We start from the raw sequence: 16674 nt of genomic DNA, 5'->3' as shown, positions 1-16674 counted from the left end.
AATAAATAATATTTAATTATTTATAGGATTTAATATTATTTTCTCATCATTTCCTTCTACTCTGACCTTAGATCCATAAATTAAATCTCCTCTAATTATCATTCTTGCAAGATTATTTTCTAGAGTATTTTGTATATATCTCTTTAAAGGTCTTGCTCCATATATAGGATCATATCCTTCTGTTGACATTATTACTTTAGCTTCATCTGTTACATCTAATTCTATATTCCTATCTTTTAATCTATTTTTTACCTCTTGTAAAAATATATCAATAATCTTTTTAATACCATTTTCTGTTAATGGTTTGAACATAATTATATCATCAACTCTATTCAAAAATTCTGGTTTAAATCTTAATTTTAATTCATTAATAACACTTTCTTTTATATTTGATTCAATATAATTTTCACTTTTATTCTCTAACAGATAATTACTTCCTATATTTGATGTCATAATAATTATAGTATTTTTAAAATCTACAGTTTTTCCTTTATTATCAGTTAATCTACCATCATCTAATATTTGAAGAAATATATTAAATACATCTTCATGAGCTTTTTCAATCTCATCAAAAAGTATTACATTGTAAGGATTTCTTCTAACAGCTTCTGTTAATTGTCCTCCTTCATCATATCCTACATATCCCGGAGGTGCTCCAACTAATCTAGATACAGAATGCTTTTCCATATATTCCGACATATCAATACGAATAATATTTTCTTCAGAATCAAATAAATTTCTCGCTAAAGTCTTTGCAAGTTCTGTTTTACCTACTCCTGTTGGTCCTAAAAATATAAATGATCCTATTGGTCTATTAATATCCTTAAGTCCTGCTCTTGCTCTAAGAATTGCATTTGTAACTGATTCAATCGCCTCATCTTGACCTATAACTCTTTCTTTCATATCATCTTCTAATCTTAAAAGTTTTTCTCTTTCCCCTTCAAGAATATTACTTACAGGTATTCCTGTCCATTTAGAAAGAATTTGTGATACTTCTTCTTCTGTAACCTCTTCTTTTAAAAGAGCTCCTTCATAGTTTTCTTTTACTTCACTTTCCATACTCTTAAGTTTTTCCTCTAAAGCAGGAATTTTACTATATTGAATTTCAGCAACTTTATTATATTCATAATTTCTTTGAGCTACTTCTAACTCTCCTCTTGCTTCATCTAATTCTTTTTTAGTATTTTTAATAACCACAATATGTTCTTTTTCTTTTTCATATTTAGCAGTCATCTCATCATTTTTTTCTTTTAATTCAGCAAGTTCTTTTTCTAAATCTAATAATCTATTTTTTGATCCATCATCTTTTTCTTTTGATAAAGCTTCTTTTTCAATTTCAAGTTTAAAAATAGTTCTTCTTATAATATCTAATTCTGTTGGTAAAGAATCAATTTCAGATCTTATCATTGCTCCAGCTTCATCAATTAAGTCAATTGCTTTATCTGGTAAATATCTATCTTGAATATATCTATTAGAAAGTTTGGCTGCTGCAACTATTGCTGAATCATGAATTCTGATTCCATGATGTATTTCAAATCTTTCTTTTAATCCTCTTAATATAGAAATAGTATCTTCTACACTTGGTTCCTCTATGATTACAGGTTGAAATCTTCTTTCTAAAGCCTTATCTTTTTCGATATATTGTCTATATTCATCAAAAGTTGTTGCACCTATACAATGAAGTTCTCCTCTTGCTAATAAAGGTTTTATTAAATTTCCTGCATCCATAGCACCATCTGTTTTTCCTGCACCTACTATAGTGTGTATTTCATCTATAAATAAAATTATTTTACCTTCGCTATTTTGAACTTCTTTTAAAACAGCCTTTAATCTCTCTTCAAACTCTCCTCTATATTTAGCACCTGCTATAAGTGACCCCATGTCAAGTGAAAATATAATTTTGTCTTTTAGTCCTTCTGGAACATCTCCTCTAACAATTCTTTCTGCTAATCCTTCAACTATAGCTGTCTTGCCAACACCTGGTTCTCCTATAAGTACAGGATTGTTTTTTGTTCTTCTAGAAAGTATTCTTATAGTCCTTCTTATTTCTTCATCTCTTCCGATAACAGGATCTAATTTATGTTTTTTCGCAAGATCAACTAAATTAGTTCCATATTTAGCTAAAGCGTCATATGTTCCTTCTGGATCTTGAGAATCAACTCTCTGACTTCCTCTAACTTCAGATAAAATTTTTAAAAAACCATCCTTTGTAATATTAAATTTATTTAATATTTTTGAAACATCACCATTATTATCAATCTCCATTATTGCAAGCATCAAATGTTCAACACTTATATATGAATCTTCAAATTTTTTTGAAATTTCTTCCGCTCTAATTAGTACTTCATCTACTCTTCTTGTGATATAAACTCCAGAATTTGAGGCACCATCACCTAATACTTTTGGCATAGAATCAAGAGTTCTATTCAAACTTTCCTTTAAACTCTTAATCGCAATACCCATTTTAATTAAAATATTAGGTACCAATCCATCATCCTGTTCTACAAGGGCAGAAAAAAGATGAATTATATCTATTTGTTGATGATTATATTTAACGGCTGTAACATTTGCATCATTTAAAGCTTGTTGTACTCTTAAAGTCATTTTATCGATATTCATTCTTCTACCTCCTAAAAAAATATATATAAGTTCCAATAAACTTTGTTCATTAATATAAATCTTAGAATATTTATAAATGATATGACTCACCACTCTAGTGAGGAACTTATATAGAAAATTTATGATATATATGATTCTAAATAGCTATTGTTAATTAAATGTATAATTTTCTATAAAAATTATATAAAAGATTATAAATGTAATAACTTAATTAGAACATATATATTTTTTCTGTATAAATATATATTAATACAAAGGTCAAAGAAAGTCAAAGTTTATTTGCATATTTATCTTTATCTTCTAAATAAATTTTGATATTTTAATATAAAGGTAAATTAGTATTAGAATTTAGTTTGGAATTATCTTTAACAAGATGATTTAAATAAATGTAGAATCTAAATTGCAATATATACAAGGCTATGCTTTAAAACAGTATTGATATTGTGGTATAAGAACGAACTGGCATTGGAATTTGCTTTTTAGAACTCTTAAGTGAGAATCCAAATTTTATATTTGGTTCTTAGAACTTTCACAGAGTGCAATTTTATATTTTGTTTCTAGAACTTACTGGATGAATGTATATGAGTCAAGTTTCCTATTACACTTCTGTCCATGAGCGTTATCCGATAGCTAGCATCTGTAACTTCATAACAGCTACACGCTCCTGGATAACAATTTCTAACCCTCAGTTGAAAGCAAGTTTCACTGAGACTAAGAACTTTGTTTATACTACAGTATCAACATTCACTTAAAATCTAACCAAAAACAAATATAAAAAGTCATGCTAAAACTAAAAAAGTTTTCACATGACTTTTATAAAATTTTAAACTAATTACCCCAAAGATTTTATTTAGTCTTCAATTTCTAACGTTATATATGGTTTTCTTCTATTATGATTATACGAGAATATGCTTATAGAGTTATTCATATTTTCTATTCCTGCTAATGTTATTCCATAATTGTCTTTATAATAATCTGTCCATTTATTTGATTCATCCATAAGATCTATAGTTATAAAATATTCAGTTTTATTTCCCTTTATACTTGCCTTCTGCCCTAAGTATATAAAATTAGGTGCATTATCCCAATTTACTCCTAAAGGATTATATTCCTCTGTATTATAGTTTATATATACTTCATTGCTATTTAATGTGCAATGAGTATATATATTCTTTTCTACATATAAATTTAATTTAGCACTCTTTATTTTAGCATTATATGGTATATTTTCTCGTATATCAAAACTCATTAGTGTTCTAAAAACATTACCATCAGCCCCTTTCGTATTCCCAATGGGTAAATACTTATTTTCATAAAAATTTTCTTTATTAAATTTTTTACTAATAACAGATATAGATGAAGGATAAACTGAAATCATTTTCATGCAATCGCTCCTTTAATTTTATCATTTCTTAATCTATATCTATGAATATATTTTTTATTTAATTCACATTGTTATAATTATCGTTAATTTTTTCTTATTAAATCATAATTCTAAATAAGTTTATATAATATAAATAAATTGTTATAATTTATTCATACTATATATTAGTGAAAGGTGAACAAAAATGAGAAGAGAATATATTTCTTACGAAAAGAATCTACCTATACTTATTTCTTATGTATCAATAAAAGAATATCCTCTCCACTGGCACAATAGTATTGAAATTATTTATGTTTTAAAAGGACATTTAAATATTACTATTGATACTGACAATTTCCAATTAACCGAAAATGAATTAGAAATAATAAATGTTGAAGAAACTCATAGTATTTATAGCAATGATGAAAATAATAAAGTTTTAATATTTCAAATAGATTCTACATTTTTTGAAAAATATTATAAAGATATTAAAAATATGTTCTTTTATACAAACTCTTCTGATGATAGCGCACAAGAAGGTGAAGAATATGAAGAACTTAGAAAACTCTTATCTAGAATTTTATGTGAGTTTATTCAAAAACAAGAGGATTTCAACAAAGAAATAGAATCTAATTTAATTAATCTTCTTTATCATTTACTAAATCATTTCCATTATTTGATTTATGAAAAAGAAGATCTTAAAGAAAATAGTGAACAACTTGAGAGATATCACAGAATATCTAAATATATATATAATAACTACAATAATAATATAACACTCCAAGAAATCGCTAAAAAAGAATTTTTAAGTCCTCATTATTTATCTCATGAAATAAAATCTGCTACAGGGTATACCTTCACTAATTTAATTAACTTAACTAGAGTTGAAGAATCACTAAAGTTACTTTTAGATACTGATATGAGTATATCAGAAATATCAGATGAAATAGGTTTTTCTCATATACGCTATTATAATAAAAATTTTAAATTCTATTATAATTGCACACCATTTCAATATAGAAAAAAATATAAAGTTGATGAGAAAACTCTTGAAAAACTTAAAGATGTAGATTACTATCCAGTAAAAGAAAGTCTTAACTTAGTTATAAGGTATTTAGAAGATTATGAAAGATTTAACTATGAAAATAAGCTTTGGAAAATTCATATAAACATGAATGATTCACTGGGAGAATTTAATGAAAATTTTAGAGAAACTATAGGCTTAGGAGAGGCATTTGATTTATTAATAGAAGATAATAAAGATATTCTAGAAGAAATTCAAGAAGAAATCCATTTTAATTATGGACGATTAGAAAATTTTTTTCATCCTGATATGGGAATTTTCCCTGAAAATAGTTTTTTTAATTGGAATAAAATAAATTCTGTTTTAGAATTTTTGAACTATATAGATTTAAAACCCTTAATTGTTATTGATGATTTTAAAATATTTTCATCTTCTGATTTTGAAAATATTTTAAAAAGTTTTTATGAATATTTTTCTTCATCTGATATAGTAGATTTAAAAGACTTACAATTTCAGTTTTCTTCTAAAATAAATAAAAGCACCAAATTATATTTATCTAAAATTCTAAAAGAAAAATACAATTTCCATATTATCGAAAAAAGTTTTACTTCAAAAAAAATACTAAATAAAATTTATGATACAGCGTATATGCTTCCATATATAATTCATAATTATATATGGAATAAAGATGAATTAGATTTTTTAAATGCTTTTGATGTATTAGGAAAACAAGTCTTTTTAACTAATGAAGTTTTTATTGGTGCATCAGGTCTTGTTAATGATATGGGAATTAAAAAACCTTCTTATTATGCATATTATTTACTAAGTAAAATGAGTGGTGATATTGTCGCAAAGGAAAATGGATATATTGTAACTAAAAAAAATAATTCTTATAGTATACTTCTATATTCATATGATGATTATATTATGGATTTAATTGACATCGATGATATATCAATTAAACGTGGATTAAAAAAGCCTGTTCAAAAAAAATTTTCACTAAATATTTCTGATATAAATTCCGCTACAAGAGCTACAACTTATGAAATAAATGAAAAAATCGGTTCTTCATTTAATTATTGGATAGCTATGGGAAAACCTAATAGATTAAATAAAGAAGAAAAGGAAATTCTATATAAAGCTTCTTTTCCTAAAATAGAGTTTAAATATAGTAAAAATAGTTCTATATTAAACATAGTTACTAGACTTAAAGGATATGGTGCTATATTAATACTGATTAATGAGGTTCTATAAACAAAAAAATCTGTCTCAAATTAAATTTTTGAGACAGATTTATATTTCTGCTACATTTAGAAATAATAGCTCTATATTTTTTTATTTGCAACAAAAGCCAAATTAAAATATTTTAACGAATCTGATATTGAGCCTAATTTATAATACATATTCCCCATATCTATATATCTTTCTTTACGTTCTTCTCGTGTTCCTGATTTAAATAAAGCATCTAATGATATGTTCATGTATTTTTCCGCTTGTGAATAATCTCCAAGCCTTTGAAGAATAGTTCCTTTTAAGTAATACGATTTTTTTAATAGTATTATATTATCAGTTGAAATTGCAATGTTTAAAGATTCATCTGCTATTTCAGAAGCAATTTCGAATTCAGAATTTTTTATTAAAATCTTAGTGCATGAGTTAAGGAATTCAACATATTTTTCACTATTATAGTTTGGAAATATCTTTATTCCTTCATTTATTTCATTAATAGCTTTCTCTCTGTCATTTACTTCAAAATAATATTTTCCGTAATCCCCTTTAGATAATGCTAAAACTATAGGATTATGCTGTTGATATTCAAAAGCTTTCTTCTTATACTGATCTGCAAAATCTTTTTTTAATTTAATACATAGAGTTGAATAAGAATGAAAAACTTTTCCTTTACTTGCATCATTCTTAATACTATCTACATCTTTTATTATGTTTGATAAAAGTTCATATGCTTCTTCTACTTTATTTAACTTTTGATAACATACCGCTTCATTATAAGCTATTAAACAATATTCTTCTTTATCTAATGCTTTTTTCTCTTGGGTTAATATTTCTCGTAATTTATTATAATATGTTATTGATTCCATATACTCTTTATTTTCATAAAAATACCTAGCCATATCCTTAAAGTATATAAGTGTATTTTCTATTGTATTATTACGTTGATATAAATCATAATATTGTGATACTATTAATTGAATATTTTCTATCTTTCCTTGTTCAATATAATAAGAAAATAATATATGCATTAATTCAAATGCCAAATCATAATATTCATATTTAATACAATATTCTAAATTATATTTTAATTTGTTTTCACATTCAGCATCCGAAGATATTGTCTTTTTTATCATCTCTAAATTATTGTATATTTGTTCATATACATCTTCAGTCAAATAATTTAAATCAATACCTATTTTATCTGCTATATATGTTAATAAATCTTTGTCTGCTTTGACTTTACCATTCTCTATACAACTCATTTTTGAAATTGATATTTTATTTCCGCATAAATCTTTTAATGTAATACCTTTAAATATCCTGGCTCTTTTTATTTTTTCACCTGTAGATAATATTTCCACTCACATCACCCATTTACATTTATTAATTTCTCTATTTTTATAAGATACTATTTAATCAGCCCTAATTTTTCAAAAAACACAATTCCTTGTTCCAAATAATTTTTGGCTTCTTCTTCTTCCTTCTTGTCCATAAAATGTTTACCTATCTTCATAGCTAGTTCGCCTGCTTTTAATAAATCTCCGCTATCCTTAGCTATATTATATGCTTCTATTAATGTTTCCTCTGCTTCTAAATGTTTTTCTAAAATATTTAGAATTGTATATTCCATGATTTTACATTCTATCATTCTATTATTATCATTTGAATGTATAAGATTATTTAATTTTTTTACTATAACTTTGCATTCTTCTATATTCTTAAGTTTTAAATGAGATTTACACATATCTATAAGTATATCTAGTTCATTGTCTATCTCATTTTGATTACTTATTTTTTTAGATGTTTCATAATGTATAAATGATTCATCTAGGTCATCTAATTCATAAAATAATTTTCCTAAGTTATGTTCTATATTAGACAAATCCTTATTATATTCTATTTTTCTATAAACCTCTAAAGATTTTTTAGAATATTGAGTAGCCTTAACTAAATCACCTTTTTTATTAAATTCTTCTGCCAACATAAGTAAAGTTTTAGCATAACTTTTATTGCTGTATGTTTTTTCAAGACTACTTTTAGAAAGATATGAGTACTTTAAAGCGTTATCAAAGTCCTCTATATTAAAATATGTTCTAGCCATATTATAATATATTTCTCCTAGTAAAAAGTCATCTGCAATATTATTATCTAAATACACTTTTTCAGCTTGTTTTAAATAACTGCTAGCCGAATGATAAGCTTTTAAATCTATTGTGATCTTTGCCAAGTTTAAAAAAGTTCTTATTATTTCTTCATAATTATTATTTTTAATAAAAATTACATTAGAAGATAAAAAGAATTTTTGAGCCATTGGAAAATCTTTTTTGTATTCATGTATTTGAGCAGTTATAAATAAAAGTCTAGCTTTTCTATATTCTAAATTATATTTTTCAGAATAATATAATGCATTATCAATATATCTTTGTCCAATATCATAATTACCTGATAATATATAAGATTCAGCAACTTGTTCATAATAAATGCTTATCTTCTCTGCTTGACTTTCTTCAGATTCCATAAGATGTTCTACACTTATATTTAATGTTAATGCTAAATACTCAAGTAAATCCATTGAAGGATTTGATCTTCCAGATTCAATTAAGCTTATTTGACCAGGTGTTATTCTATTTTTAGCTAAATCTTTTAATGTCATATTAAGCTCTTTTCTTCTTGTTTTTATTTTTTCTCCCAACGACAGAATTTCCACAATTTTCAACTCTTTTCTATATTAAGAATTATTTTATTAATAATTATAGCATAAAATCACAATAAACTACACCAAAATATTAATTTTTAGTAATATTTATATTTATCTTCCATATATATCTAAATAAATTAATATAAAATATTTCTCATATGCTATCTATCTACTTTTATAATTATATTGTCGTATAAATTGTAAAAAAATTTAACTTTTTATAAATATTTTAAATTATAAATATTTATAAATAAAAAAAAAATACCTTATCTAATAAAAATAAAATTCATTAAATGAACTTTATTTTTATTATTATAGATAAGATATTTTTTACAATTATTTTATTTTGTCCAATGATGCATCATATCATCATATGCATCTTCTGCCATATTTCTCATTTTCATGCCTGTTCTTCTCATAGATCTTCTAGTTTTTCTATCTAATTGAGGCATAACCATCATTCCGACTGTAGCTCCAATTAGTGCTCCTGCTGCAACTCCTCTTGTAAATTTTCCCATAATAAACACCTCTTTAACATATATTATATTTTTATCCTTAGCCAACAGCAGTAGGCTTCGGATAATGAATTCTAAGTCTTAAGGCACATAAAAAAATAATAACCGAGTACGCTTGTATATTTTGTCATATACTTCATCAGAGAATTAGCTAATAGCCCCTATTAACTAAATTTATCTCCTTGTCTAAAACAAAATATACTGAACATCTTTGAACTATTATTTTAATTTCATGTTCCTAAAATGAAATTAAAATTTCATATAAAACTAAGAACCCTACTTATATAGTTAAGTTATGTAATTTAAGAAAATTTACTCTATGAAATTATTGGTTTATTAGTTCTTTTTTATAATTAAAATTAACTAAATTTACTTCCTTGTCTGACACAAAATATACAACGCCTCTTTGATCTATTATTTTATTTCATGTGCCTAACAAATTAATATTTTTAACTATTTTTCTAATAAGTATAAAATAAATTTTTCCTTTTCTTTATTTAATAATTTTGATATAAGTTTCTTTCCCTGGCTTTTATTATCATTATAACTTTTAATTATATATTCAAAATCATTTTTTATATCTTCTTTTTTATCAATCTTTAAATCCGAATTGTTTATTACTACTATATTTTCTTCACAATTAGCAGCTATTGTTAATATTTGATTTTTTAATGATATATTGGCTACATTTAACTGGTTCTTTTTAAGCCATTTTTCAACTACTTTATCTGATTTTATAAATAATACCTCTTTACATTTTTCATCTACAAGTTCATTAAAAAAATCACCTGTATGACTATCAACCTTAACAAAAATAATTTCTATTCCATTATTCATAAATTCTTGCATAGAATCATAATATCTTTTTGATGATTCTTCTTTTCGTTCCCAAAATCCAGTTGCATGATAACAAATTCCTGCATAGTCATGAAAAATCACAACTTTTTTTTCATTGTTTTCTAATGCATATTTAACGCCTTCTATTGCAGCTTTTAATTCTCCAGCTATTTGTCTTATATTTTTATCTGAATCATTTTTTCCTATTCCACTATCAATATACTCTACAACATTATTTTTAACAGCTACTATTCCATATGAATATTCCTGTGTATCCATATTGTAACTTCCATCAACATATATATGTAAACAATCTTCAGGATAATTTTTATCTTCTTTTTTTAACAAATCTCCACTATCATCCAAAAACTTTTTTGCTTCATCTATACTCTCAAAACTTTTATATTTTGCACCTTTTACACCTTTAACATAACTTAAACATTCTGCCCATGTATTAACTATCTTATTTTCTACTTTTAAATTATTTTTAGAATCAAATCCCTCTTTTATTGCATAAACTTTTTTACCCACATTATTTTTCCTTTCATAATAAAATAATATTTTTATTTAATGCTAGTATATCTCACCTTAAATAATACTGATTTAAAAATTTAAAATAAACTTATATATATTGTAATAATTATTCAATAAATTAAAGAACTATATATTCTTTTTTTGAAGATTTAAATTTGCAACATATATACTTGGTATTAAGGCACAATCAAAAAAATAACAAGTCCCTTTGCCTAAAAACTCTATTTATAATAAATATCTATGACCTATAACGTAGACATTTCATTTACAACTTGATATAATCTTTCAACATTTTTTGCTCCTGTAAAATTAATTAAATATTCAAGACCACCCTTTAGAACTAAAAGAATATTGTTTTTCCCTTCCCAATTTTCCATAATAATATTCATAGGCACATCATTAACTACACTATTTAATGCAAAAAAAGCAACTCCTAATTCATCAATTACTCCTATAAATGGTATATTATTAGGAATTATATCCGTTGGAAATACTATATATGCAATTGATGATGATAAAATCACCTTAGTTTTTAATGGTACTCTTTCATCTTTTAATAATCTATATATTAAAGAAATAATATCTGGTAAAAGAAATATATAGTCCTTAAAGTTCTTTGACTTTTCAGGAAGATTATTTACTAGAAATTCTCTTCCCTTAGAATAATTATCGTTAACTTTATTAATAGTAATAATTTCTTTAGATTCTTCTATATCCTCTACTTTATCCTCTGCATTTATTTCTTTTACTAATTCACCTTTTAATGAAACATTAATATTTTCTGCTTCTACCCATAATTCATCTTTTTTAATAAATACATCGTGTAAGTCTATATCAACAAAAGGTACATCTTTTAACACTTTTTTTATATCAATAATAACTTTATCTCTATCAGTAATTATCCCTTTATCATTAAACTCTTTAATTAATTTCTTTAATATTAAACTTCTTATCATTCTAAATAATCCTAATTTCATAACTTTAAGATTAGATAACTTTCCAATAATATTTCCATTTGAACATTCTAATATATTAACTTTTAAAGAAAAATCCACATTAAACCCTTTTTTAAAATTTCCTTCAATTAAAATTCCATCAGATATAGTAATTTTATTTAAATTTAATCCATCTATCTTAACGAATTCATTGATAATACTTAATATATCTTCTCCAACTAATTTAACCTTTACACTTGATACTCTCATAATATATTCCCCTTTAAAAGCATTTCTTTTAATCTATATAAGGTACATTCAAAAAATAATAGACCCATATACTGCATTTGATTTATTATTTTATGTGCCTAACTAAAAGTATACCTTATTTTAATATAACATTAAAGTTTTATCCTAAATGTAAAAAGCTAAGTATTTAGAGGCTTCCTCCAACACTTAGCTTTTTTCAGTTCTTTAAAATTTTTCTTTTATTTCCTATGTTTTAAAACAGTGTTGATATTGTTGTATAAGAGCGAACTGGCATTGGAATTTGCTTTTTAGAACTCTTAAGTAAGAGTCAAAATTTTATATTTTGCCACTCGAACTTACTCAGCGAATGTACATGAGTCGAGTTTCCTATTTCAATCCTGTCCATGAGCTTTATACTACAATATCAGCATTCACTTAAAGCATAACTATTTTATTAAAAAACTGGAATAACTGCTCCATTGTATTTAGTTTCTATAAATTCTTTAACCTCTGAAGATGTTAAAGCTTTAGTTAATGCTTTAATCTTTTCTTTCTCCTCGTCACCTTTTCTTATAGCTAGTATATTACCATATGGTTTTGCAGCTTCTGAGTCTTTATCCTCTATTATAATTGCATCTTTTGCTGGTTCAAATCCTGCTGGAAGTGCATAATTACCATTTATAACTGCTGCATTGAAATCATCTAATACTCTAGGAATACTTGCAGCTTCTAATTCGCTAAATTTTAAATTTTTAGGATTTTCTGTTATATCTTTAGTAGTAATTAATTCCCCATCTGAAACTTTAATCACACCATGTGAAGCTAATAATTTTAAAGCTCTTGCTTCATTTGATGGATCATTAGGAATAGCAATTGAATCTCCTTCTTTTATATCATCTAAACTTTTAATTGTCTTTGAATATAATCCCATAGGTTCTAAATGAATTTGTGCAGTATAAGTTAAATTTAACCCTTTTGATTTATTTTGTTCATCTAAATAAGGTATATGTTGAAAATAGTTTGCATCTAAATCTCCTTCAGCTAAAGCAGTATTTGGCTGCACATAATCAGTGAATTCTATTATTTCTACTTTATAGCCTTCTTTTTCAAGTAATGGTTTTGCTACTTCCACTATCTCTTTATGTGGTACTGGTGATACCCCAATTTTTATTGTTTTATCATCTTTTGATGTATTACTTAAACCATTTGATGCCCCACATCCTACTAGTCCAAATGTAAGTACTCCTGCTAAAACTATTGATAAAATTGATTTCTTTTTCATATTTGTTACCCCCTAATGATTATTTACTTATTTAAACTTTTTAATAATATAAATATATTATTTTGATAATTTGTTATAAAAATAATTACCTAAAAATTGTAATGCTTGTACAACTATTATTAAAATTATACAAGTTACCATCATAATATCTGTTTCAAATCTTTGATATCCATACCTAATTGCAACATCCCCAAGACCTCCTGCTCCAAGAGTTCCTGCCATTGCAGAATATCCAACAATGCTTATTAATATAAGAGTTATTCCTGATGTTATTGAAGGAATTGCTTCTTTTAACATCACTTTAAATATAATTTGAAAATCAGATGCCCCGAAAGCCTTTGCTGCTTCAATTACGCCTTTATCAACTTCTTTTAAAGAAGATTCAATCACTCTTGAAACAAATGGTGCTGCTGCTACTGTAAGTGGTACTATTGTAGCAAATGTACCTGTAGTTTTTCCAACTAATATTTTAGCTAAAGGCATAACTATTACCATTAATATAATGAATGGAAAACTCCTTAATGTATTTACTATAAAATCTAACACACTATAAATTACTTTATTGGGTCTTAATCCATCACCAGAAGTAACTGTAAGTAAAATTGCTGGTATAAATCCTATAATTATAGAGAATATTGTTGATGCAAAAACCATAATTAATGTTTCCCATAATGCTTTTAAAATTATATCTCCCATTATTCAACTACCTCCAACAATATATCTTTACTTTCTAAATAACTTATTACTCTTTCTTTATATTCTTCTTTTATATTAATTACAAGCCCACCTAAAATCTTACTTCTAAACTTTTCGAGCTTACCCCATACAATTGAAAAATCTATATTTAATTCTCTGGCCATTTTAGTGATAATAGCATTTTCTGAAGAATTACTTGGGAAAAATAACTTAATATTAATTCCTTCTTCAGGAAGAGTTTCTTCCTCTTCTTCCCCTAAAAATTTCTTTAATGATAATCCTGGTTTTAAAAATAAATCTTCTGCTTTTCCTTCAGCTTTAATAATTCCACCCTCAATCAAAGCTACTTTTTGACACACTTCCTTAACAACTTCCATTTGATGTGTAACCATAACTATAGTTATTCCAAGTTCTTTATTTATTTGAGAAAGCAAAGCTAAAATATCTTTAGTTATCTTAGGATCTAATGCTGATGTAGCTTCATCACAAAGAAGTATTTCTGGCTTTAATGCTAAGGCTCTTGCAATAGCAACTCTTTGCTTTTGTCCTCCACTAAGTTCTGATGGTTTACTATATAATTTATGTTCTAAGCCTACTAGTTTAATAAGTTCTAATACTCTAGTTTTAATCTCTTTTTTATCATATCCCCATACTTCTAGTGGAAGTGCAATATTCTCAAAAACATTTTTTCTTTTCATAAGGTTAAAATTTTGAAAAATCATCCCTAAATTTTTTCTAAATTCTCTTAAATCTTTATCTTTTAAACTTAAAACCTCATGCCCCATTACTTTAAGAGATCCCTCATTATAAGACTCAAGACCATTTATACATCTTAATAAAGTAGATTTTCCAGCCCCACTATGTCCAATTATTCCATAAATCTCCCCTTTTTTTATGCTTATTGAAATATCATTTAAAACTTGTGTTTCCCCAAAACTTTTTACTATGTTTTTAATTTCTATCAATTACACTTCCCCCTTTGTTATTTTTAACCAAATTTTGAAATATCAATATTTAATTAAAATGTATGATATATATGCTTCTAACTAGATATTGTTAATTAAAAATATAATTTTTTATAAAAGATTATAAATGTATTAACTTAATTAGAAGATAATATATATAGATTAATAACTAAAAGTAAAAATTCTATTTATATAATTTATCGCGATAAAATAAATAAAGCGTTAGAGAATAAATCTCTAACGCATAAATAGCGGCATAAAATTTACCCTCTCATCTATCAGTTATAAAAAACTGCAGGAATTAGCACCGTAGAATTGGTAAATGAACCAATAAATCGGTTGCTGGGCTTCATAGGGCCAGTCCCTCCGCCACTCTTGATAAGATATCAATTATTAAATTTTAACGTCTTTTTTAGAATTATAAATCTATATTTCATATTTGTCAATACTAATTAAAATTATTTTTCATTTAATTATATACCATTAATTATAGGCAAAATAATTTCAAATTCTGTTAACAAATTAGTCTTACTTATATATAAACAACCATCATATTTTTCTATTAACTCTTTTGACTTTATCAATAAATCTCTATTAATTTTATTATTCCTAAATAAAAAATTACGTTTTCCCTGTATATTATTTTCTATATTAATAATTAATTTATCTAATGTATTATATGTTTTTATTATTATAAATCCATTAACATTATCAACACATTCTATTATATTATCTAATACCTTATATAATTCATTTTCTGGCATTTTAAGTATATCTATATCAGCATTATCCTCTATAATAATGTGTATTCCCTTATCCATAATAGGCTTTATAATATTAGAAATAACATTATTTTTAATGTTATAATTAACTTGTACTGCACTTTTTATGTTATTATTTGAATCCATAATAGATTTTAATGATTGTCCTAATTTTTCTTTTCTTTTCATAAGATATAAACCATATAAATATGAAATTTGTGCCCCATAGTCATGCTTAATTTTCCTAAGTTCACCATTTTTTGTATCTAATGCTTCATTTAACTTATTAATTTGTTCTGTTTCTTTTTTCATTTTACTAAAATAAAATGTACTTAATGTAAATAATACAAAAATATTTATTATTATTATATTTTTTACTAATGGATAACTAAACTCCATATTTCTATAATAAAAAATTATATCATAATTACTAATTATACTAATTAATGTAATTACTCCTATAAGTAATTTATCATCAATTATAAATTTATGTAATTTAAGCACATATTCTTTTTTTATTAGTAAATAAAATATAACAATATAATGTACTATATATATTATTGAGAAATTTGTAATCATTATATATTTTTCTGAAAATATAAGAGAATCAATACACGGAGTTAATATATTAACTGCTACTAAATCCGATAATCTTATAAGAATATAAATTATTAAATAAGCCAATTCTGCTTTTACAATATCTTTTCTATACAACATAAGTATTCCAAAGACATAAATTATATAATTATATACCATATATATATAATTACTATGATTATAACCTTTAATTAATATAAATGATAATGATAATATTGCAGTAATTATTATTAATTCTTTTTTATTTTTTCTATGTATTTCTTTTACACAGGAGTTTATAATAATAATTGTCATTATAGATTGTAGAACTATATCAATTATACTCTCTATTCTTATAAGCATAAACTTCCTCCTATTCTCAATTTTAAT

The 16674-nt window shown here is 24.6% G+C and carries 12 protein-coding genes and 1 riboswitch; of the genes, 1 reads left to right on the top strand and 11 read right to left on the bottom strand.

The annotated features are described in order from the left end of the window. Positions 1-12: 12 nt before the first annotated feature. Together clpB and ACYUET_RS09280 are read right to left on the bottom strand one after the other, a co-directional pair. Complete coding sequence (gene clpB / locus ACYUET_RS09285) at positions 13-2619, bottom strand: ATP-dependent chaperone ClpB (protein ID WP_460279037.1); 2607 nt, start codon at positions 2617-2619, stop codon at positions 13-15. A gap of 850 nt (positions 2620-3469) precedes the next feature. Continuing rightward, complete coding sequence (locus ACYUET_RS09280) at positions 3470-4003, bottom strand: DNRLRE domain-containing protein (protein ID WP_460279036.1); 534 nt, start codon at positions 4001-4003, stop codon at positions 3470-3472. 184 nt (positions 4004-4187) lie between these two features. Here ACYUET_RS09280 and ACYUET_RS09275 point away from each other — a divergent pair, with 184 nt between their 5' ends. Then, positions 4188-6260 (top strand): AraC family transcriptional regulator, encoded by a 2073-nt coding sequence (locus ACYUET_RS09275; protein ID WP_460279035.1) that lies wholly within the window; start codon positions 4188-4190, stop codon positions 6258-6260. A 71-nt stretch (positions 6261-6331) separates the two neighbouring features. Here ACYUET_RS09275 and ACYUET_RS09270 read toward each other — a convergent pair whose 3' ends face one another. The 9 genes from ACYUET_RS09270 to ACYUET_RS09230 all read right to left on the bottom strand — a co-directional run bounded on the left by ACYUET_RS09270 (position 6332) and on the right by ACYUET_RS09230 (position 16647). Beyond that, positions 6332-7597 (bottom strand): transcriptional regulator, encoded by a 1266-nt coding sequence (locus tag ACYUET_RS09270; protein ID WP_460279034.1) that lies wholly within the window; start codon positions 7595-7597, stop codon positions 6332-6334. A gap of 47 nt (positions 7598-7644) precedes the next feature. Beyond that, a complete protein-coding gene (locus ACYUET_RS09265; RefSeq protein ID WP_460279033.1) occupies positions 7645-8943 on the bottom strand; it encodes a helix-turn-helix domain-containing protein in 1299 nt (432 codons plus the stop codon). A 332-nt stretch (positions 8944-9275) separates the two neighbouring features. Beyond that, the gene (locus ACYUET_RS09260) at positions 9276-9452 is read right to left on the bottom strand and encodes a YtxH domain-containing protein (RefSeq protein WP_460279032.1); all 177 of its coding nucleotides are present in this window, start codon (positions 9450-9452) and stop codon (positions 9276-9278) included. Between the two features lie 450 nt (positions 9453-9902). Then, positions 9903-10817, bottom strand: coding sequence for a ribonuclease H1 domain-containing protein (locus ACYUET_RS09255; RefSeq protein ID WP_460279031.1), 915 nt, complete (start codon positions 10815-10817; stop codon positions 9903-9905). A gap of 248 nt (positions 10818-11065) precedes the next feature. Continuing rightward, positions 11066-12025, bottom strand: a complete 960-nt coding sequence (locus tag ACYUET_RS09250) for a YkvA family protein (RefSeq protein WP_460279030.1) — start codon at positions 12023-12025, stop codon at positions 11066-11068. A 433-nt stretch (positions 12026-12458) separates the two neighbouring features. Then, entirely contained in the window at positions 12459-13286 is an 828-nt protein-coding gene (locus ACYUET_RS09245) for a MetQ/NlpA family ABC transporter substrate-binding protein (protein WP_460279029.1), read from the bottom strand. 57 nt (positions 13287-13343) lie between these two features. Then, positions 13344-13982: a methionine ABC transporter permease gene (locus ACYUET_RS09240; RefSeq protein WP_460279028.1), complete on the bottom strand. Its 639-nt coding sequence runs from the start codon at positions 13980-13982 to the stop codon at positions 13344-13346. Next, positions 13982-14947, bottom strand: coding sequence for a methionine ABC transporter ATP-binding protein (locus tag ACYUET_RS09235; protein ID WP_460279027.1), 966 nt, complete (start codon positions 14945-14947; stop codon positions 13982-13984). Before ACYUET_RS09235 ends, ACYUET_RS09240 begins: the two co-directional genes overlap by 1 nt. Before the next feature lie 268 nt (positions 14948-15215). Next, a riboswitch (SAM riboswitch) is annotated at positions 15216-15332 on the bottom strand. A gap of 88 nt (positions 15333-15420) precedes the next feature. Beyond that, positions 15421-16647: a histidine kinase gene (locus tag ACYUET_RS09230; protein ID WP_460279026.1), complete on the bottom strand. Its 1227-nt coding sequence runs from the start codon at positions 16645-16647 to the stop codon at positions 15421-15423. Between the last annotated feature and the right edge of the window lie 27 nt (positions 16648-16674).

The organism is Clostridium sp. CTA-5 (genome assembly GCF_054768135.1).
The sequence above is the reverse complement of the archived record's forward strand: the minus strand, read 5'-3'. Positions and strand labels throughout refer to the sequence as shown.

Bases quoted from the DNA above. Each gene is read 5' to 3' on its own strand.
- ACYUET_RS09230 (WP_460279026.1), bottom strand. From the start codon at position 16,647: ATGCTTATAAGAATAGAGAGTATAATTGATATAGTTCTACAATCTATA.
- ACYUET_RS09250 (WP_460279030.1), bottom strand. From the start codon at position 12,025: ATGAGAGTATCAAGTGTAAAGGTTAAATTAGTTGGAGAAGATATATTA.
- ACYUET_RS09240 (WP_460279028.1), bottom strand. From the start codon at position 13,982: ATGGGAGATATAATTTTAAAAGCATTATGGGAAACATTAATTATGGTT.
- ACYUET_RS09260 (WP_460279032.1), bottom strand. From the start codon at position 9,452: ATGGGAAAATTTACAAGAGGAGTTGCAGCAGGAGCACTAATTGGAGCT.
- clpB (WP_460279037.1), bottom strand. From the start codon at position 2,619: ATGAATATCGATAAAATGACTTTAAGAGTACAACAAGCTTTAAATGAT.
- ACYUET_RS09280 (WP_460279036.1), bottom strand. From the start codon at position 4,003: ATGAAAATGATTTCAGTTTATCCTTCATCTATATCTGTTATTAGTAAA.
- ACYUET_RS09275 (WP_460279035.1), top strand. From the start codon at position 4,188: ATGAGAAGAGAATATATTTCTTACGAAAAGAATCTACCTATACTTATT.
- ACYUET_RS09245 (WP_460279029.1), bottom strand. From the start codon at position 13,286: ATGAAAAAGAAATCAATTTTATCAATAGTTTTAGCAGGAGTACTTACA.